We start from the raw sequence: 18,755 nt of genomic DNA, 5'->3' as shown, positions 1-18,755 counted from the left end.
TCCGTGTCAATTGTGAATCAGATCGAACCAACCCACGGAGCGTCTCATGTCCATCCAAGCCACCCCCGCCCCCGGCGCCAAGCTGCTGACCCCCGCCGACCACACCCTGGTCATGATCGACTTCCAGTCGCAGATGGCGTTTGCCACGCACTCGATCGACGCGGTCAACCTGCGCAACAACGCCGCCCTCGTGGCCCACGCGGCCGCCGGTTTCGGCGTCTCGACCATCCTCACGACCGTCGCCGAGAAGAGCTTTTCAGGCCCGATGTTCAGCGAGATCACCGATGCCTTCCCGGGTCAGAAGATGCTCGACCGCACCTCGATGAACACCTGGGAAGATGCAGCGGTGATCAAGCGCATCAACGAGATCGGCAAGCCGCGCATCGTGCTTGCGGGCCTGTGGACCGGCGTGTGCATCGTCGGGCCGGCACTCTCGGCCATCGACCAGGGCTTCGAGGTGTTCGTGATTGCCGACGCCTGCGGCGACGTGTCGGCCGAGGCGCACAACCGCGCCATGGACCGCATGGTGCAGGCCGGCGCTCAGCCGATGACCTCGCTGCAATACCTGTTGGAGTTGCAGCGGGACTGGGCCCGTGGCGACACCTACGAGCTCACCACCGGCCTCGCGAAGAAGTTCGGCGGCGCCTACGGCCTGGGCGTGACCTACGCCAAGACCATGTTCGGCGCGCACGAAGGCTGAGCGGGCGCATCTTGATGAAGCCCTATGTCCTGTCGCTTGCGCTGGGCCTTCTGGTCGGCGTGATCTACGCGCTCTTCCAGGTGCGCTCACCGGCCCCGCCGGTGATCGCCCTGGTGGGGCTTCTCGGAATCCTGCTCGGCGAGCAGATTCCGCCGCTCATCAAGGGCGTGCTCAAGCCCGAGGCCGCGGCCACCTCGTGGTTGCGGCACCAGGTCAAGCCGCATGTGTTCGGCGAGCTGCCGCAATGCGCGAAGGCGGAGCGGGCCGCGACACCCGGCAAAGACGCATGAGCCGCACGGCCGCTCCGAAGGCGAACAGACACTGGCCCGATCCCATCCTTCAAGGACACTCGACATGGCAGGCAGCACCGTCCCCCAATTGATCCTGCACAACGGCCGCTTCACCACGCTGGACCGCGCCAATCCGGTGGCCGACGCCGTTGCCATCCAGGACGGCCGCTTCACCCGCGTGGGTAGTGCGCAGGACATCCTGCCGCTGGCGGACGGCAGCACCCGGGTCATCGACCTGCAGGGCAGGCGCGTGCTGCCGGGCCTGATCGACAACCACCTGCACATCATTCGCGGCGGCCTCAACTTCAATCTCGAGTTGCGCTGGGACGGCGTGCGCAGCCTGGCCGATGCCATGGCGATGCTCAAGCGCCAGGTCGCGATCACGCCGGCGCCGCAATGGGTGCGCGTGGTGGGCGGCTTCACCGAGCACCAGTTCGTGGAAAAGCGCCTGCCGACCCTCGAAGAGCTCAATGCGGTGGCACCCGACACGCCCGTGTTCCTGCTGCACCTGTACGACCGCGCGCTGCTCAACGGCGCGGCGCTGCGTGCGGTGGGCTACACCAAGGACACGCCCGCACCGCCCGGCGGCGAGATCGTGCGCGACGCGGCCGGCAACCCGACCGGCCTGCTGCTGGCCAAGCCCAATGCGAGCATCCTCTACGCCACCCTGGCCAAGGGCCCCAAGCTGCCGTTCGACTACCAGCTCAATTCCACCCGCCACTTCATGCGCGAGCTCAACCGCCTCGGCGTCACCGGCGCCATCGACGCAGGCGGCGGCTTCCAGAACTTCCCCGAGGACTACCAGGTGATCCAGCAGTTGGCCGATGCCGGCCAGCTCACCATCCGACTGGCCTACAACCTGTTCACGCAGAAGCCCAAGCAGGAGAAGCAGGACTTCCTCAACTGGACCGCCACGTCGAAGTACAAGCAGGGGGACGATTACTTTCGCCACAACGGCGCGGGCGAGATGCTGGTCTTCTCGGCGGCCGACTTCGAGGACTTCCGCCAGCCACGGCCGGACATGGCGCCCGAGATGGAAGGCGAGCTCGAGGAAGTGGTGCGCGTGCTGGTGCAGAACAGGTGGCCCTGGCGCCTGCATGCCACGTACGACGAGACCATCGACCGCGCGCTCGACGTGTTCGAGAAGGTCGACCGCGACACGCCGCTTGCGGGCCTGAACTGGTTCTTCGACCATTGCGAGACCATCTCCGAAAAGTCGATCGACCGCATCGCCGCGCTCGGCGGCGGCATCGCGGTGCAGCACCGCATGGCCTACCAGGGCGAATACTTCGTCGAGCGCTACGGCGCCGGCGCGGCAGAGGCCACGCCGCCGGTCAAGCGCATGCTCGAAAAAGGCGTGAAGGTGTCCGCTGGCACCGACGCCACGCGCGTCGCTTCGTACAACCCGTGGGTGTCGCTCTCGTGGCTGGTCACGGGCAAGACCGTCGGCGGCATGCAGCTCTACCCGCAGCGCAACTGCCTCGACCGGGAGGCTGCCCTTCGCATGTGGACCGAGAACGTCACCTGGTTCTCGAACGAGGTGGGCAAGAAGGGCCGCATCGAGGCCGGCATGTTCGCCGACCTGGTGGTGCCCGACCGAGACTTCTTCGCCTGCCCGGAATCGGAGATCGCCGACACCACGGCGCTCCTGACCCTGGTCGGCGGCAAGGTGGTGTATGCCGCGGGCCCGTTCCAGCCGCACGACGAAGGCGCGCCGCCGCCGGCCATGCCCGACTGGTCGCCGGTGCGCAGCTTCGGTGGCTATGCCGGCTGGGGCAACGCGGAGGGCGCACCGCTGCAGAAGGCCATGCGCCATGCAGCCATGTCCTGTGCCTGCGCCAACAACTGCAGCGTGCACGGCCACCAGCACGCGACGGCGTGGAGCAGCAAGCTGCCCATTGCCGACCTGAAGAGCTTCTGGGGCGCGCTGGGCTGCGCCTGCTGGGCGGTGTGATGGCAGCGCGCTGGACCAGTTCACCCGCAGTGCTGCGGCCCGCCTTGCTGAAAGGGAAGCACCCATGACCGATTCCATCAAAGGCGCTGCCGCTTCGCCGCCCGGCGCCTTTGCGCCGTTGCGCCAGCCGGTCTTTGCCGTGCTGTGGACGGCCACCGTGCTCGGCAACATCGGCAGCTTCATGCGCGACGTGGCGAGCTCGTGGCTGGTGACCGATCTTTCGGCCAACCCGACCGCGGTGGCGCTGATCCAGACCGCGGCCACGCTGCCGATCTTTCTGCTCGCGATTCCGGCCGGCGTGCTCTCCGACATCCTCGACCGGCGCCGCTTCCTCATCTTCGTGCAACTGGTGCTCGCGGCCGTGAGCGGTACCCTGCTGGTGCTGTCGCACACTGGTGCACTCACGGTCGAGTATTTGATCGCGCTGACCTTCGTGGGCGGCATCGGTGCCGCGCTGATGGGGCCGACCTGGCAATCGATCGTGCCCGAGCTCGTGCCGCGCAGCGACCTGAAGAGTGCGGTGGCGCTGAACTCGCTGGGCATCAACATCGCGCGCTCCATTGGCCCCGCGGCGGGCGGGCTGATTCTCGCGAGCTTCGGCGCCGCAGTCACCTACGGGCTGGACGTGCTGAGCTACGTGTTCGTCATTGCGGCGCTGCTGTGGTGGAAGCGCCCGGCAGCCGTCGACACCGGACTGTCCGAGAACTTCTTCGGCGCCTTCCGCGCAGGCATCCGCTACACGCGAGCGAGCAAGGAGCTGCACGTGGTGCTGCTGCGCGCGGCGGTGTTCTTCCTGTTCGCGAGCTCGGTGTGGGCGCTGCTGCCCTTGGTGGCCCGTCAGATGCTCGGCGGCACCGCGAGCTTCTACGGGGTGCTGCTCGGCGCGGTGGGCGCGGGCGCCATCGGCGGCGCGCTGGTGATGCCGCGGCTGCGCGCCCGGCTCGATGCAGACGGCATGCTCCTGCTGGCTTCGCTGCTCAGTGCTGGCGTGATGGGCGGGCTTGTTTTCGCGCCGCCGCAGTGGCTCGCGGTGTTGCTGCTGTTGCTCCTGGGGCTCGGCTGGATCATCGCGCTCACCACGCTCAACGGCGTGGCGCAGTCCATCCTGCCGAACTGGGTGCGCGGCCGCGGGCTGGCCGTGTACCTCACGGTGTTCAACGGAGCGATGGCAGCCGGCAGCCTGGGCTGGGGCCTCGTCGCGCAGCAAGTCGGCGTGCCGTACACGCTGGTGGCGGGCGCCGTGGGGCTAGCCGTGGCCGGCCTCATATTCCATCGGGTGCGCCTGCCCGCCGGCGAAGCCGACCTGCAAGCCTCGAACCACTGGCCCGAGCCGCTGCTGGCCGAACCCGTGGCCCATGACCGCGGGCCGGTGATGGTGCAGGTCGAATACCGCATCCGCAAGGAAGACCGGCCTGCGTTCATGGAGACGATGAAGCGGCTGTCGCTCGAGCGCCGCCGGGACGGCGCCTACGCGTGGGACGTGACGGAACATACTGGCGACCCCGAACGCGTGGTGGAGTGGTTCCTGGTCGAATCGTGGGCCGAGCACCTGCGCCAGCACCACCGCGTGTCGCATGCCGACGCCGATCTGCAGGCCGAGGCGCTGCGCTTCCACATCGGGCCCGGAAAGCCCGAGGTGCACCACTTTCTTTCCCTTCCCTTCCCCTCACTCTCCGCTACTGAAAAACAACCATCACCACACTGACATTGCGCGACGGCACCGAGCTCTATTGCATGGACTGGGGCACGGGCCAACCCATCCTCTTCAGCCACGGCCGGCCGCTGAGTTCAGCCGCTCGACGAACACCCGGTCATCTGCCGCACCACGTCGCCACAGACAGCCGCGCTCCCCGGCATGAAGCGATGCAACATCACCTTCGCATCCACCCGATGCGAAGAAAGCGCCCAGCAGCAGCTGGACGCCGGAATGATCGTGACGTCCCGCGAGGTCCAGTAGGTGAACAGGCGCAGCGTGCCCAGCCGGTCCTCCGTCTGCTTCAGGCACTGCAGCAGCTTGCTGCCGGGCCGAAGGTCCTTGGCGCCTTGCCCGGGATACAGGTAGGCCGTCAGCGTTCCCTCATGCGGCCCCGAGATGGCGAAGAAGGCCTTGGTGCGCCGCGCGCCGTCTCGCATCTGCAGGTAATAGCGCGAGACGATGCAGCCCATGCTGAAGCCGACGAGCGCCAGCTCGGCATCGCTGCCCAGATGCCGGTCGATGTAGGCATGGAGCTTGGCGGCAAGGTCCTCGATCCCGGTTCTGCCGTCCGCCGGCTTGAGCGCCGGCACCCAGCAACGATGTCCCGCGTTAGCGAGCGCGCCCGCCAGGCGCCGGAAGATCGCTCCGTTGTCGAAGATGCCATGGACCAGGACGACATCCATCGCACCCATCAGCCCGGTTGCGGGCCGTCGTAGCCTTCGATGATGACCAGGTCGATGGTCGACACCGGGGACGCTCTCAGCGCGATGGCCGCCTGGTACTCGGGCGAGTTCCAGCAATCCAGCGCAGCCTGATAGGAAGGGAACTCGAGCACCACGTTGCGGCTGCGGCTCGTCCCTTCCGGATTTTCGAAGTTGCCCCCGCGCACCAGGAAGCGGGCGCCGAACTTCCTGAACGGCTCGGCATTGGCGGCGACGTAGGCCTTGTACTTTTCCGGGTCGGCAACATCCACCCGTGCGATCCAGTATCCCTTTGGCATGCGATTTCTCCGATTGATGAGGAGGGGGAGTTTCGCGGAGGCGGGCCCTGCAGGGCAAGGCCTCTGTCGGGCCGCGTTGTTCAAGTTGGTGCGGGGCCCGGCCTGGCCGTGCATCGCCTCGGCGAGCGGCGGCGATGCACGCGTGCCGCCAGCCGTGACTCGCCGACATGCGCGCCAGTTCAACCCGATGGGACAATCCGCCTCCATGACCAGCCCAGCACAGACCCTCACCCTTACCCGCCCCGACGATTGGCACCTGCATGTGCGCGACGGCGCCGCCCTGCAAGCGGTGGTGCCGCATTCGGCGCGCCAGTTCGGCCGGGCGCTGATCATGCCCAACCTGCGCCCGCCGGTGACCACCGCCGAGCAGGCAAAGGCCTACCGCGACCGCATCCGCGCCGCCGTGCCCGAAGGCCTGGACTTCGAGCCGGTCATGTCGCTGTACCTGACCGACAAGCTGCCACCCGAGGAGATCGCGCGCGCCGCAGCGGCCGGCGTGTGCGCCCTCAAGCTCTACCCAGCCGGCGCCACCACCAACAGCGATGCCGGCGTCACCGACATCCGCAAGACCTACCCGACGCTCGAAGCGATGCAGAAGCACGGCCTTCTGCTGCTGGTGCATGGCGAGGTGACCGACCCCGCGGTCGATCTCTTCGACCGCGAGGCGGTCTTCATCGAGCGCGTGATGATCCCGCTGCGCCGCGACTTCCCCGAGCTCAAGATCGTGTTCGAGCACCTGACGACGAAGGAGGGCGCCCACTACGTGCGCGACGCGGACCGCTTCACCGCCGCCACCATCACCGCGCACCACCTGCTCTACAACCGCAACGCGATCTTCACCGGCGGCATCCGGCCGCACTACTACTGCCTGCCGGTGCTCAAGCGCGAGACCCATCGCGTCGCTTTGGTCGAGGCCGCCACCAGCGGCAGCCCGCGCTTCTTCCTGGGCACCGACAGCGCGCCGCACCCGGCGCACCTCAAGGAGCATGCGTTGGGCTGCGCCGGCTGCTACACCGCGCTGACCGCGCTGGAGCTCTACGCCGAAGTCTTCGACAACGCGGGCGCACTCGACTGGCTCGAAGGCTTTGCCAGCTTCCACGGCGCCGACTTCTATGGCTTGCCGCGCAATACCGACACCGTGACGCTGAAGCGCGAAAGCTGGACCGTGCCCGAGACGCTGCCTTATGGCGAGGCCACGCTCAAGCCGCTGCGCGGCGGCGAAACGCTGGCCTGGAGGTTGGTATGAGCATGGTGATGCTGCTGATCGACGCCGACAACGTCTCGGCCGACGTGATCGAGCAGGCCGTGCAGCGCACGCTGGCCGATCAGGGCGCGATCCATGTGCGCCGCGCCTATTGCAATGCCGAGACCGCGCTCAAGCACCAGGCGCTCTTCAAGCGCCTCTCCGTGCGGCCGATGGTCAACCTGGCCTCGGGCAAGAACAGCACCGACATCGCGCTTGCGGTCGACGCCATGGACCTCGTGGTGGCGGAGCGGCCCGATCTCGTGGTGCTGGTGTCTTCCGACTCGGACTTCGCGCCGCTGGTGATCCGCCTGCGCGAGAAGGGCTGCCGCGTCTGCGGCATCGGCCAGCAGGGCAAGACGGGCGAAGAGACCGTGGCGGTCTACGACAGCTTCATCGACCTGCAGCACCAGCCCGCGGGCCGGCCCGCCGCGGCCAAGCGACCCGCCCGCGCGCGGCGCGCCAAGGCCCAGGAAGTCGCGCCGCCGGCGCCCGTGCTGCCGGACGACGTGCTGCGCATCCTCGATGCGGTGCCCGAGCTCCTCCGTGGCGACAGGATCGAGCTCAACCACGCGGCCGAGCGCCTGCGGGGTGCCAAGCTGCTGGGCAAGAGCGCGAGCTCGCCCAAGCTGTTCAAGAAATTCCCGGAGCTGTTCCTGCTGACGCCGGAGAAGACACCGAACAAGGTGCAGTACGTCGGCCCTGCCGGGCCGTGAGCCGCACGGCCGCTCCGAAGGCGAACAGCACCGCAGCCGAAGGCGGAGGTACTCCAGTGAGCGCGCCGCGGGGCTTCGACCCCAACCAGCCCTGGCTTGCGCCTTATGCGCCGCGTGCCGCGGCGATGGCGGCATCGCTCGCGCAAGGCGACGACGCGGCGGCGGTGCTGTCGGAAGCGGCGCCGGGCATCGCGCTGCCGGCTGGCCACCTGCGCTTCGTGCAAGCCGATGCCGCCCCGGCCGGCGAAGCCTACGAGGCCTTCATCTTCCGGACGGCCCAGGTGCCCACCCGCGACAACCTGCACGACTTCTTCAACGGCCTGGTCTGGCTGCATTTCCCGCGCGCCAAGCGACGGCTCAACGCGCTGCAGGCGGCCGAGATCGCACGCGCCGGCATCGGTGCGACGCGCGGTCCCTTGCGCGATGCGCTGACCTTGTTCGACGAGAACGGTGCGGTGCTCGATGCGCCGTCTGCGCTGTGGCAGGCGCTGCTCGCGCGCGACTGGCAGCGCCTCTTCGTCGGCGAACGCGCGCTGTGGCGCGAGGCGCGGCTGCTGGTCTTCGGCCACGCCTTGCTTGAAAAGCTCGCCGCGCCGCGCAAGGCGCTCACGGCGCATGTGCTGTGGGCGCCGGACGCAGCCCGCGCGATCGCGATCGACGATGCGGCCATCGCCGCCGCCCTGGAACCCTCGCACCTCGCCGGCAAGCCCTTCGCGCCGCTGCCCGTGCTCGGCGTGCCGGGCTGGTGCCCGGCCAACGAGGCGCCCGGCTTCTACGACGACGCGGCGGTCTTCAGGCCGCCGCCGTCTCCGCGGCACTGAGCGCCGGCCCTTCGACGAACACATCGGCATGGAAGTCGGGGGCGGCCAGGCCGAGCTGCCGCACCGCCAGCTCGCGCACCGCCTGCACCATGCCCGGCGAGCCGCAGCAGTAGAGCTCGTGTCCCGCAAGCTCTGGGCAGCGGGCCTGCAGGGCCTGGTCCACGCGGCCGGCAAAGCCGTCCTCGGCCGCATCGGCGGAATCCTCGCTCAAGGCTGCGATGAAGCGGAAGGACGTGGGCCATTGCCGCTGCCACTTCGCCACCGCCGGTCGAAGGTAGATGCCGTCGGCGCGGCGCGCACCCCAGATCAGCGTGACCGGCCGCTCGATGCGGCGCTTCGCCATGTCGTCGAGGATGGACTTGATGGGCGCGAAGCCGGTGCCGCCGGCCACGAAGACGATCGGCCGTGACGAGGCGGCGTCCAGCGTCACGGCGCCGAAGGGCAGCTCGACATCGAGCAGGTCTCCCTGCTGCAGGTGGGGCACGCGGGCGCTGAAGGCGCCGCCCGGCACATGGCGGATGTGCAGGGTGAGCGCATCGCTCTCGTGCGGCGCATTGGCCATCGAGTAGCAGCGGGTGCTGCCGTCGCCCACAGCGAGCTGCAGGTACTGCCCGGCATGGAACTTGGCACGCTGCCCGGCCGGGAGGCGCAGCTGCAGCACCGACACATCGGGCGAGGCGAGCTGGTTGCGAAACACCTTGGCCGTGAAGCGCTTGCGTGCGCTCGGGTCGATGCGGTGCCAGCTCGCCGGCTGGATCTGCAGGTCGGTCGTCGGGGCGCACATGCAGTAGAGCACCTGCTCCGGCGTGCAGCTCTCGTTGCGGATCGAGGCGCCCTCGAGGCCGGCGACCTCGCCCTGCACGATGCCGCCGGCGCAGTTGCCGCACACGCCCTTGCGGCAGGAATAGGGCAGCTCGATACCGGCGCGCAGGGCCGCGTCGAGCACGCTCTGGTTCTCGGCGCAGTCGAAGGCGACCTCGCTGCCGGCAATGGCAATGCGATGGCTTACTGGAGTACCTTCGCCTTCGGCTACGGTGCTATTCGCCTTCGGGGCGGCCGTGCGGCTCATGGCGTGGAGTTCCCCAAACCGGACAACAGGTGGATGGTGCGAAGCAGCGCCGCCGGATCGGCGATGCCGCGGCCCGCGATGTCCATCGCGCTGCCATGGCCCACGCTGGACAGCAGCACACCGGCGCCGATGGACAGCGCACTGGCAGCATTCGGCGCCAGCAGCTTGATGGGAATGTGGCCCTGGTCGTGCAGCATCGCCACGTAGAGGTCGTGCCTGCGCTGCGCCAGCAGCAGGTCGGCGCCTTGGGGCCCGTCGACATGGAGGCCCTCGGCACGCAGCGCCCGCACGGCCGGCTCGACGACGGCTTCGTCCTCGGGGCCGAAGAGTCCGCCTTCGGAGGCATGCGGGTTGATGCCGAAGACGCCGATGGACGGCGCCGCCACGCCCAGCAGCGCGCAGGCGCGCGCACCGGCTCGCGCCGCATCCGCGACGAGCCCGGGCGTGAGCCGATCGAGCGCCGTGCGCACGCTTTCGTGCAGCGTCGCATGCACGATGCGCAGGCCGCCGCCCACCAGCATCAGGAACACGCTGTCTTCCGGCTGGCCGCAGACGCGCGCCACCAGCGAGGGGTAGCCGCTGAAGGCGATGCCGGCCTGATGGATCGCGGTCTCGTGATGCGGGCAGGCCACCACGGCATCGAATTCGCCGCGCCGGCAGGCCTCGATGGCGGCGCTGGCCGAGGCCACCGCCGATGCGCCGGCCGCGGCGTCGATCTGCCCGGGGCGAGCCGCTTCGGCCGGCAACACGCCCGCGCCGACCACCGGCTGGTCTGCCAGCAATGACGCGAGCCCGAGTTGCGCGGCCGTGCGCTCGAGCACGCTCGGTGGCCCGAAGAGCGTGATGCGCGCGCGCGCATCGGCTGGCAGCGCCGCCAGCGCCTTCAGCGCGATCTCGGGCCCGATGCCGTTGGGATCGCCCGCGGCAAGCGCGAGCCGTCGAGCCGAACTTGTCAGTGCCCCCACGCTTGTCACTTCGTATATTGCGCTGCCCCCCGAGGGGGCCTTCGCGCCTTTGGGCGGCCATGCGGCGCTCACAGCGGCAGCGCCAGCAAGGTATCGGTCACCGTGCTGTCGCACACGGCCACGCGCGACTGCAGCTTGAGCTGGCCGTCCCGCTGCACGAAGCGGTCCTGGTAGACGCCCGTGGCGAAGAGCTCGGTCTGGCCGGTGGCCATGATGCGTGCCACGACAAAGGGCGTGCGCGCCTCGGCACGGTCGGCACTGGCCTGCTGCACGAGCGGGATGCCCAGCAGGTGCCGGTAGCGCTGCCGCTCGTAGATGTTGGCCTCGCGCAGCGCCGCGATCCGGTCCTCCAGCATCGCGCGCGAGTCGGCATAGACGATGCCGGCGGCCAGGCCCTCGCGCTCGTTCTCCACGTGCGTGATGCGGTAGTGGCAGTCCTCGGTGAAGTAGTCGGGCCACTGCTCCAGCGCGTCGCTGTCGATGGTGTGGGCATAGGCCGCGTTGAAGGCGCACAGCGCCAGCAGGTCGATCATCGTGTGTCTCTCGTCTCTCTTGTCGCTCGTACCACGTGTATTCGGCAACCGGGCACTCAGGCGCCCATGTGGTGGCGATAGGCCTTCCAGAAGCCGCGCACCGAGGCCTCGGTGGCACGCCCTTCGCTCGAGTCGGTGCTGCCGCCCCCCATCTCGACCACAGCTTGCCGGTCGCGCGCGCCGGCGATGCCGCGCTGCACGAATCCGCCAACCGCGCCGTCCTCCATCGAGATGAAGCCCGCGGGCCCGATCAGGTTCGACTGCTTCAGGCGCACGCGGCGCTGCTCGGGCGTGTCGTCGGCATATCCCAGGTAGGTCCAGTTGAGCTCGGTCCGCTCCACCCCCTTGGGCAGCACCTGGCGCACGGCCAGGCAGTTCTGGATCTGCTGCAGCACGAAGCCGGGGAATACCGACAGGATCTGCAGCGTCACGCCGTCGTCGTATTCCTTGAAGCCGGCCAGCAGGCTCGGGTCCTTCAGGCGGTAGCGGTCGTTGTCGGAGCGAAGCGCCTGCTCCTTGTACGAGGCGTCCTTCTCCGCCGCCGGATCGATCATGGAGTAGCTCACGTGATGGCCACCGCTCTCGTCGACGATCACGCCGCCCTTCTGCGACAGGCGGTTCAGCTCGAAGGTGGTGAAGAACAGGTGCAGCAGGCTCGCGTGGTAGCTGTCCTTGACGTTCTCCACGTAGAGCTTCCAGTTGTTGGGCAGCGCCTGCGTGAAGCGGCCGATGACCTCCACCGGCTTGTGCAGCACGCGCTCGATGCGCGCGCAGATCTCCTCGCCCAGGTAGTCCTCGATGCCGGGCACGTCCTCGCTGAAGCTGCCGAAGACCAGGCCGCAGAAGGTGGCGATGCGCAGCTTGCGCGGGCCGTGGGCCTCCTTGCAGAAGTCGGGCGGCATGCCGCCCTGGCCCTTGACGCCCTTCTCGAAGGCGACGCCGGTCAGGTCGCCCTGGCGGCTGTAGCTCCACGCGTGGTAGACGCACTGGAAGTTCTCGGCGCGGCCGGACTTCTCCAGCGCGATGAGGGCGCCGCGGTGGGCGCAGCGGTTCTCGAAGGCGTAGATCTCGCCGTCTTCATCGCGCACCACCACCACCGGCGTTTCGCCGGCGAAGGTGGTGCGATAGCTGCCGCCGTCGGGCAGCTCGGCCTCGAGGCACAGGTAATTCCAGACCTCGCCGCGGAAGATGCGGGCCTGCTCGTCGGCGGCAGTCTGCGCGTCGCTGTAGAGCGCGAAGGGGATGCGCGTGAGGCCGGGGCCGGCCCAATGGACGGGTTGGGGTGCGATGTCGTTCATGGCTTCAACTTCAATCGAGAGAGACCTTCGCGCTCTTGATGACCTTTTCCCACTTGGCGGACTCGGCCTGGATGAACTTGCCGGTCTGGGCGCTGTCCCAGCCGCGCGGCTCGGCGCCCTGCTCGGCGAACTTCTGCTTCACTTCGGGAGATGCGAGGGCGTCGGCGATGGCCTTCTGCGTCGACGCGACCTTGGGGGCCGGCGTGCCGGGCGGCGCCACCACCGCGAACCAGGTCACGGCGTTCATGGCAGGCAGCTTCTGCTCGGCGAAGGTGGGCACATCGGGCAGGGCGGGCGAGCGCTGCCCGTCGGCCACGCCCAGGATGCGCAGCTTGCCGGCCTGGTGGAAGGGCAGCGAGGAGCTGAGGTTGTCGAAGAACACGTCGATCTGGCCGCCCACCAGGTCCACCAGCGCGGGAGCCGTGCCCTTGTAGGGGATGTGGACCATCTCGACTCCGGTCAGCTGCATGAACATGCTGGCCGTCAGGTGCGAGGTGGTGCCGTTGCCCTGCGAGCCGTAGCTCAGCTTGCCGGGGTTGGCCTTGGCGTAGGCGATGAACTCCTGCACGTTCTTCACCGGCAGCTTGGGGTTCACCACCAGCACGTTGGGGACCGTCGCGAGCACCGTGACGGGCACCCATTTGGAAGGGTCGAAGGAGAGCTTCTTGTAGAGGTGCTGGTTGATCGCGATCGGCGCGGGCGGAGAAACCATCAAGGTGTTGCCGTCGGGCTCGGAGCGGAACACCACCTCGGCGCCGATGTTGCCGCCCGCCCCGGTGCGGTTGTCGATCAGCACGCCGCCGGGGAACTGCGGCCGCAGCTTCTCGGCGACCACGCGAGGCAGGATGTCGGCGGTGCCGCCGGCGGGGTAGGGCACCACGAGTTTCAGTGCCTGGGGGCCTTGGGCCGCGGCAGTGCCGAGCAGGCAGGCGCCGGCCAGGCAGGCGGCGCTGGCGCGCCGCGCGAAGGTTTTCAGCATGGGTGTCTTGTCTCCGTGGCTAGACGTTCATCGGGCCAGGGAAGTGTCCCGTCCCGGGTCGTCGCGGACAAGCTAGATTTGCGCTATGCGCAAAAATCTCGCCGAATCCCCTGGAGCTGCCGTTGTCGAAGGCAAGAATTTCGTCGCCTCGCTGCAGAAGGGCCTGGAGGTGCTGACCTGCTTCGGCCGCCAGCACAGCCGGCTCACCGTCTCCGAGGTGGCGCGCCTCACCGCCTGCTCGCCGGCCTCGGCGCGGCGCTCGCTGCTGACCTTGCAGGCGCTGGGTTATCTCGACAGCGACGGCAAGCGCTTCTGGATGCTGCCCAAGGCGCTGCTGGTGGCGCATGCCTACCTCGCCTCGCGAGCCACGCCCTCGCTGGCCCAGCCGCTGCTCGATGCGCTGTCGGAACGCACGCGCGAATCGGCTTCGCTCGGCAAGCTGCTGGGCGACCACGCGATCATCATCGCCCGCTCCACCGCGCGGCGCAGCCTCAGCACCGGCCTGGGCATCGGCTCGCGGCTGCCGGCCTACTGCTCTGCGCTGGGGCGCGTTCTGCTCGCCAGCCTGCCGCCGGCCGAGGCCGAGCGGCGCGTGCGCGCGATGCCGCGGGAGCCGCTCACCGCGCGCACCGTGTACGAGCTGAAGCCGGTGCTGGCGCTGCTCGCACGCTGCCGTGAGGAGGGCTACGCCGGCAACGACGGCGAGCTCGAGCTGGGCGTGCGCTCCATGGCTGTGCCGGTGCACGACCGCGGCGGCGCAATGGTGGCCGCCATGAGCATCGCGGTGCGCGCGGAGCGCATGAGCTTCGTCGAATTCCGCGACGCTTTCCTGCCGGCACTGCGCAAGGCCAGTGCCACGCTGGCGAGCCGGCTTTATCCCGAGTGAGCGTAGTGGCGTGTTCCTGGGGTGCGAACTTTTGCTCCTATGATCGATCCGAGGCCTGGCGCGGCGGCTGCCCGGAACCAAGACAACGATCGTTGCTTCGCTGCCGCGCTTGAAACCGCATTGCCGGGCCTCATCTGTTCGCCACGGCGAGCGCATCGCCTGAACCCACGGAGAAATCAGCTTGAAACGCATCCTTCTGTTCGTCCTGACCAACGTGATGGTGGTCGCGGTGCTGGGCATCGTGGCCAGCCTGCTCGGCGTCAACCGCTATCTCACGCCCAACGGTCTCAACCTGACGGCCCTGCTGGGCTTCGCGCTGGTGATCGGCTTCGGCGGTGCGATCATCTCGCTGCTGATCAGCAAGCCCATGGCCAAGTGGACGGCCGGGGTGCGCATCATCAACGACCCGCAGTCGCCCGACGAGGCCTGGATCGTGCAGACCGTGCGCAAGTTCGCCGACAAGGCCGGCATCGGCATGCCCGAGGTCGGCATCTTCGAGGGCGAGCCCAATGCCTTCGCCACCGGCGCCTTCAAGAACTCCTCGCTGGTGGCGGTGTCCACCGGCCTGCTCGCCAACATGACGCGCGAGGAGGTCGAGGCGGTGATCGGCCACGAGGTGGCGCACGTGGCCAACGGCGACATGGTGACCATGACCCTGATCCAGGGGGTGATGAACACCTTCGTCGTGTTCCTCTCGCGCGTGATCGGCTACGCGGTCGACGGCTTCTTGCGCCGCGGCAGCGACAGCACCGGCCCCGGCATTGGCTACATGATCACCACGGTGGTGCTCGACATCTTGCTGGGCTTCGCGGCCGCGATCGTGGTGGCGTGGTTCTCGCGCCAGCGCGAGTTCCGCGCCGACGCCGGCGCGGCCCAGCTGATGGGCCGCAAGCAGCCGATGGTGAATGCGCTGGCCCGCCTGGGCGGCCTGCCGCCCGGCGAGCTGCCGAAGGCGGTGCAAACGCTGGGCATCACGGGCAGCATCGGCAAGCTGTTTGCGACGCACCCGCCGATCGAGGAGCGCATCGCGGCGCTGCAGAACAGCGCGCAGACCTGACGGGCCTTGGGTCTAAGCAAGAAGCCGCCGTTCAGGCGGCTTTTTTCTGGGGTTCTGCGATGCCGCGCGCCACGGCTTCGGCGACCTTGATCCCGTCCACCCCGGCCGACAGGATGCCGCCCGCATAGCTCGCGCCTTCGCCCGCCGGATACAGCCCGCGCACATTCAGGCTCTGGAGATCCTCGCCGCGCGTGATCCTGATCGGCGAGGACGTGCGTGTCTCTACGCCCGTCAGCACCGCGTCGTGCAGATCGAAGCCCTTGATCTTGCGGCCGAACGCGGGGAAGGCCTCGCGCATCGCTTCGATGGCGTAGCCGGGCAGGGCGGCATGCAGGTCGCACGGCGTCACGCCCGGCTTGTACGAGGGCTCGACACTGCCGAGTGCGCTGGAGGGCTTGCCGGCGATGAAGTCGCCGACCAGCTGGCCCGGCGCCCGGTAGTCGCCGCCGCCGAGCACGAAGGCGTTGGACTCCAGCGCCCGTTGCAGCGCGATGCCCGCGAGGGGCGATCCGGTGCGGCCGTCCTCCCAGCCGGTGTAGTCGCGCGGATCGATGCCCACCACGATGCCCGCATTGGCGTTGCGCTCGTTGCGCGAGTACTGGCTCATGCCGTTGGTGACCACGCGGCCGGGCTCGCTCGTCGCCGCAACCACCGTGCCGCCCGGGCACATGCAGAAGCTGTAGACGGAGCGGCCGTTGCTCGCGTGGTGCACCAGCTTGTAGTCGGCCGCGCCCAGAAGAGGATGCCCGGCATGCCGGCCCCAGCGCGCGCGGTCGATCAGGCCCTGTGGATGCTCTACGCGAAAGCCGATGGAGAAGGGCTTGGCCTCGATGTGCACGCCGCGCTCGTGCAGCATCTCGAAGGTATCGCGCGAGCTGTGGCCCAGCGCCATCACCACATGGTCGGTGCGCAGTTCATGGCTTTGGCCGGTGCGCTGGTCGAGCACGGTCAAGCCGCGCAGCTGCCCGCGCTCGATGTGCACGTCGGTCAGGCGCTGCTCGAAGCGGATCTCGCCGCCCAGCGCGACGATCTGCTCGCGGATGTTCTCCACGACCTTCACCAGCTTGAAGGTGCCGATGTGCGGATGGGCGACGTAGAGGATCTCCGGCGGCGCGCCGGCCTTCACGAACTCCTCCATCACCTTGCGGCCGAGGAAGCGCGGGTCCTTGATCTGGCTGTAGAGCTTGCCGTCCGAGAAGGTGCCGGCGCCGCCCTCGCCGAACTGCACGTTGGATTCCGGGTTCAGCACGCTCTTGCGCCACAGGCCCCAGGTGTCCCTGGTGCGCTGGCGCACGGTCTTGCCGCGCTCCAGCACGATGGGCCTGAAGCCCATCTGCGCCAGTATCAGCGCGCAGAAGATGCCGCAGGGGCCGAAGCCCACGACCACTGGGCGCGGTCCGTCCTGGGCCGCTCGCGCGGGCAGGTGGTAGGCCATGTCGGGCGCGGGCTGCACATGCGGGCGCCCGGCAAGCCTCGTCAGCACGGCCGCCTCGGCTTGCGCATCGGCCAGCGCCACGTCGACGATGTAGACCGTGAGCAGCTCGGCCTTGCGCGCATCGAAGCTGCGCTTGTAGACGGTGTGAGAGGCGATGTCGCCGGGCGCGATGCCCAGCGTGGATGCGACCAGCGCGGGCAATGCCTCGGGCGCATGGTCGAGCGGGAGCTTGAGTTCGGAGACGCGGATCATGGCGGGCGGCCCGTGGTGATCGGGCAGGTGGCTTTCGACGGACGCCGGATTGTAATACACTTCTGTATTACAGGAGTGAGCATGACCTTGTCCATCCGATTGCCGGCCGAAGACGAAACCCTGCTGGAGCGCGCCGCTGCCGCGCTGCATATCAGCAAGTCGGAGTTCATCCGTCGCAGCATCGCTGCCTATGCCGGGAAGGTGCTGCCCCCGGAAAAGGCAGCGGCCGAGATCGATGCGCTGTACATCGGCAAGGGTGGCGGGCTGCGCAAGCCGGAGAGCGTGATTCACCCCGGCAAGCGGGCCATCCTGGAGCGGCTGCGTGAAAAGCACGGATACGCTCGCTGACACGGGTTTCCTGGTCGCTCTTTTCAACGACGGTGACGCTCACCATGCAGGCGCCGTCCGCATGCTGCAGCAGCTCGCGGGCCGCCGCCTCTACACGGTTTGGGAGGTGCTCACCGAGGCCGGTCATCTGCTTGACGATGCCGGCTGGCTCAATCTGCTGCGCTGGGCCGCAGCAGGTCGATTGACGGTCCTGGCCAGCGATCCGGCGAATCTTTCCGAGATCGCCGACTTCACGGAGCGCTACGCGGATGGTGGAGCGGATCTGGCGGACGTGGCGCTGGTCTTTGCTGCCGACCGTACCGGCATCTACAACGTGCTGACGGTCGATCGCAAGGACTTCGACCGATATCGCAGTCCACTCGGCAAGCGCCTCAAGCGCCTCTGGCTGGCGGACTGAGCTTGAGGAATCCCCGCAGAATGGCCGGCCGGGAAAGCGGCCATTCCGGGGAGCCGGGACGAGCACGCCTCCAGGCGACATAATCGCGGCCGTGAAGCGCGCCGGACCGCCGCTGGTGCAAGTCCCGAAAGGGCGCACTGGAGGAAAGTCCGGACTGCACAGGACAGCGCAGGAGTTAACGGCTCTCCACCGCGAGGTGAGGATCAGAGCAACAGAGACGAGTCGGCCGGGGCAACCCGGCCGGGTGAAACGGGCAATCTCTGCGCGCAGCAACACCAAGTAGGCCAGCCCGGAGCGGCGCGGTTCGCCGCGACGCTCCACCTTGTGGTTCCGCAGGGAGAGCTGGCGGGTAGGTGGCACCGAGCCGTCTGGCGACAGACGGCCCAGAGTAATGGCGGTCACGTCGAGGGAAACCTCGATGCACAGAATCCGGCTTACAGGCGCGCTTCACACTTTCTTCGGGATCGGCTTCGAGCGCCCGATCGCCACCAGCAACGCGGCGACCAGCGAGAAGCCGAGCGTCACGCCGGCCGCGTTGATGGCCGTGCGGCCATAGCCCAGTGCTCCCACGTCGATGAAGGGGTAGGGGTACACGCCCGCCACTGCACCGCGCACCAGCGCGTAGGCGAGGTAGCCGAGCGGGTAGATCCACCAGCTGAGGATGTCGCCCCAGCGCAGCCCGCCCGCCGGCACCGCGAACCACCAGTAGGCCAGGAAGAGCAAGGGCATCGCATAGTGCAGCAGCACGTCTGCCAGCCACAGCAGCCCCTGCGGGTTCCAGATGTGGCGCAGCACGAAAAAGTACACCAGGCCCACCACGGTGATGTTGGCGGCGATGGCGCTGGCCACGCCCGCGCGCCGGAAGAAGCGCCACAACCCCGCCTGGCTCGTCGTCGCCGCGGCCGTCAACGCCAGCGCGACCAGCAGGTTGGTGAGGATGGTGAAGTAGCCCAGGTACATGAAGACGCCCCAGGCCGCCGGCCGGCCGCCCGAGGTGGCCAGGCCGATCGAGAGCACGAGCTGCAGCGCAAGGGCGGCCCAGCCCAGCAACGCGACGGCGGCGGCAAAGCGGCGCAGGGCGATGGACGGCCGCGTGTCGATCGTCTTGTCCATGGC

The 18,755-nt window shown here is 68.6% G+C and carries 20 protein-coding genes and 1 other RNA gene; 12 read left to right on the top strand and 9 right to left on the bottom strand.

The window, feature by feature from the left end:
* Window positions 1-46: 46 nt before the first annotated feature.
* From ACMGEZ_RS18190 to ACMGEZ_RS18175, 4 genes are all read left to right on the top strand, one after another.
* The gene (locus ACMGEZ_RS18190) at window positions 47-700 is read left to right on the top strand and encodes a hydrolase (RefSeq protein WP_436823672.1); all 654 of its coding nucleotides are present in this window, start codon (window positions 47-49) and stop codon (window positions 698-700) included.
* A 14-nt stretch (window positions 701-714) separates the two neighbouring features.
* Window positions 715-990, top strand: a complete 276-nt coding sequence (locus ACMGEZ_RS18185; protein WP_436823671.1) for a DUF1427 family protein — start codon at window positions 715-717, stop codon at window positions 988-990.
* A gap of 64 nt (window positions 991-1,054) precedes the next feature.
* The gene (locus ACMGEZ_RS18180; RefSeq protein WP_436823670.1) at window positions 1,055-2,944 is read left to right on the top strand and encodes an amidohydrolase; all 1,890 of its coding nucleotides are present in this window, start codon (window positions 1,055-1,057) and stop codon (window positions 2,942-2,944) included.
* Window positions 2,945-3,008: 64 nt separating this feature from the next.
* Complete coding sequence (locus tag ACMGEZ_RS18175; protein WP_436823669.1) at window positions 3,009-4,649, top strand: MFS transporter; 1,641 nt, start codon at window positions 3,009-3,011, stop codon at window positions 4,647-4,649.
* A gap of 83 nt (window positions 4,650-4,732) precedes the next feature.
* On the opposite strand, the gene ACMGEZ_RS18170 is transcribed toward ACMGEZ_RS18175, so the two are convergent.
* Together ACMGEZ_RS18170 and ACMGEZ_RS18165 are read right to left on the bottom strand one after the other, a co-directional pair.
* The gene (locus tag ACMGEZ_RS18170; RefSeq protein ID WP_436823668.1) at window positions 4,733-5,323 is read right to left on the bottom strand and encodes an esterase/lipase family protein; all 591 of its coding nucleotides are present in this window, start codon (window positions 5,321-5,323) and stop codon (window positions 4,733-4,735) included.
* A gap of 8 nt (window positions 5,324-5,331) precedes the next feature.
* Window positions 5,332-5,640 (bottom strand): DUF1330 domain-containing protein, encoded by a 309-nt coding sequence (locus tag ACMGEZ_RS18165; protein WP_436823667.1) that lies wholly within the window; start codon window positions 5,638-5,640, stop codon window positions 5,332-5,334.
* Between the two features lie 205 nt (window positions 5,641-5,845).
* On the opposite strand from ACMGEZ_RS18165, the gene pyrC reads away from it, so the two are divergent.
* From pyrC to ACMGEZ_RS18150, 3 genes are all read left to right on the top strand, one after another.
* A complete protein-coding gene (pyrC, locus tag ACMGEZ_RS18160) occupies window positions 5,846-6,886 on the top strand; it encodes a dihydroorotase (protein WP_436823666.1) in 1,041 nt (346 codons plus the stop codon).
* A complete protein-coding gene (locus ACMGEZ_RS18155) occupies window positions 6,883-7,599 on the top strand; it encodes an NYN domain-containing protein (RefSeq protein ID WP_436823665.1) in 717 nt (238 codons plus the stop codon). Before pyrC ends, ACMGEZ_RS18155 begins: the two co-directional genes overlap by 4 nt.
* A 125-nt stretch (window positions 7,600-7,724) precedes the next feature.
* Entirely contained in the window at window positions 7,725-8,420 is a 696-nt protein-coding gene (locus ACMGEZ_RS18150; RefSeq protein WP_436823709.1) for a DUF3025 domain-containing protein, read from the top strand.
* On the opposite strand, the gene ACMGEZ_RS18145 is transcribed toward ACMGEZ_RS18150, so the two are convergent.
* From ACMGEZ_RS18145 to ACMGEZ_RS18125, 5 genes are all read right to left on the bottom strand, one after another.
* Complete coding sequence (locus ACMGEZ_RS18145) at window positions 8,392-9,489, bottom strand: 2Fe-2S iron-sulfur cluster-binding protein (protein WP_436823664.1); 1,098 nt, start codon at window positions 9,487-9,489, stop codon at window positions 8,392-8,394. The two genes, ACMGEZ_RS18150 and ACMGEZ_RS18145, sit on opposite strands and share 29 nt — an antisense overlap.
* Complete coding sequence (locus ACMGEZ_RS18140; protein WP_436823708.1) at window positions 9,486-10,445, bottom strand: PdxA family dehydrogenase; 960 nt, start codon at window positions 10,443-10,445, stop codon at window positions 9,486-9,488. The genes ACMGEZ_RS18145 and ACMGEZ_RS18140 overlap by 4 nt, the downstream gene beginning before the upstream one ends.
* Before the next feature lie 77 nt (window positions 10,446-10,522).
* A complete protein-coding gene (locus ACMGEZ_RS18135) occupies window positions 10,523-10,987 on the bottom strand; it encodes an aromatic-ring-hydroxylating dioxygenase subunit beta (RefSeq protein ID WP_436823663.1) in 465 nt (154 codons plus the stop codon).
* 56 nt (window positions 10,988-11,043) lie between these two features.
* Window positions 11,044-12,285 (bottom strand): aromatic ring-hydroxylating dioxygenase subunit alpha, encoded by a 1,242-nt coding sequence (locus ACMGEZ_RS18130; RefSeq protein ID WP_436823662.1) that lies wholly within the window; start codon window positions 12,283-12,285, stop codon window positions 11,044-11,046.
* A 10-nt stretch (window positions 12,286-12,295) separates the two neighbouring features.
* Window positions 12,296-13,264, bottom strand: a complete 969-nt coding sequence (locus tag ACMGEZ_RS18125; protein WP_436823661.1) for a Bug family tripartite tricarboxylate transporter substrate binding protein — start codon at window positions 13,262-13,264, stop codon at window positions 12,296-12,298.
* An 85-nt stretch (window positions 13,265-13,349) separates the two neighbouring features.
* Here ACMGEZ_RS18125 and ACMGEZ_RS18120 point away from each other — a divergent pair, with 85 nt between their 5' ends.
* Both ACMGEZ_RS18120 and htpX read left to right on the top strand, forming a co-directional pair.
* A complete protein-coding gene (locus ACMGEZ_RS18120; protein WP_436823660.1) occupies window positions 13,350-14,150 on the top strand; it encodes an IclR family transcriptional regulator domain-containing protein in 801 nt (266 codons plus the stop codon).
* Between the two features lie 181 nt (window positions 14,151-14,331).
* Window positions 14,332-15,207, top strand: coding sequence for a protease HtpX (gene htpX / locus ACMGEZ_RS18115; RefSeq protein WP_436823659.1), 876 nt, complete (start codon window positions 14,332-14,334; stop codon window positions 15,205-15,207).
* A gap of 31 nt (window positions 15,208-15,238) precedes the next feature.
* Here the strand turns inward: htpX and ACMGEZ_RS18110 are convergent, their stop codons facing one another.
* Window positions 15,239-16,894, bottom strand: coding sequence for an NAD(P)/FAD-dependent oxidoreductase (locus tag ACMGEZ_RS18110; protein ID WP_436823707.1), 1,656 nt, complete (start codon window positions 16,892-16,894; stop codon window positions 15,239-15,241).
* Window positions 16,895-16,975: 81 nt separating this feature from the next.
* Here ACMGEZ_RS18110 and ACMGEZ_RS18105 point away from each other — a divergent pair, with 81 nt between their 5' ends.
* The 3 genes from ACMGEZ_RS18105 (at window position 16,976) to rnpB (ending at window position 18,092) form a co-directional block, all read left to right on the top strand.
* The gene (locus ACMGEZ_RS18105) at window positions 16,976-17,242 is read left to right on the top strand and encodes a ribbon-helix-helix protein, CopG family (RefSeq protein WP_436823658.1); all 267 of its coding nucleotides are present in this window, start codon (window positions 16,976-16,978) and stop codon (window positions 17,240-17,242) included.
* 61 nt (window positions 17,243-17,303) lie between these two features.
* A complete protein-coding gene (locus ACMGEZ_RS18100; protein WP_436823657.1) occupies window positions 17,304-17,639 on the top strand; it encodes a hypothetical protein in 336 nt (111 codons plus the stop codon).
* Window positions 17,640-17,732: 93 nt separating this feature from the next.
* Window positions 17,733-18,092, top strand: an RNA gene (rnpB, locus tag ACMGEZ_RS18095) — RNase P RNA component class A.
* On the opposite strand, the gene ACMGEZ_RS18090 is transcribed toward rnpB, so the two are convergent.
* Window positions 18,087-18,752 carry a Pr6Pr family membrane protein gene (locus ACMGEZ_RS18090; RefSeq protein ID WP_436823656.1) on the bottom strand — a complete coding sequence of 222 codons (666 nt, stop codon included), beginning with the start codon at window positions 18,750-18,752 and terminating at the stop codon, window positions 18,087-18,089. The genes rnpB and ACMGEZ_RS18090 overlap by 6 nt on opposite strands.
* Between the last annotated feature and the right edge of the window lie 3 nt (window positions 18,753-18,755).

The organism is Variovorax stachyos, from assembly GCF_051400855.1.
GTDB lineage: Bacteria > Pseudomonadota > Gammaproteobacteria > Burkholderiales > Burkholderiaceae_C > Variovorax.
This window is presented reverse-complemented; position numbering and strand designations above follow the sequence as displayed.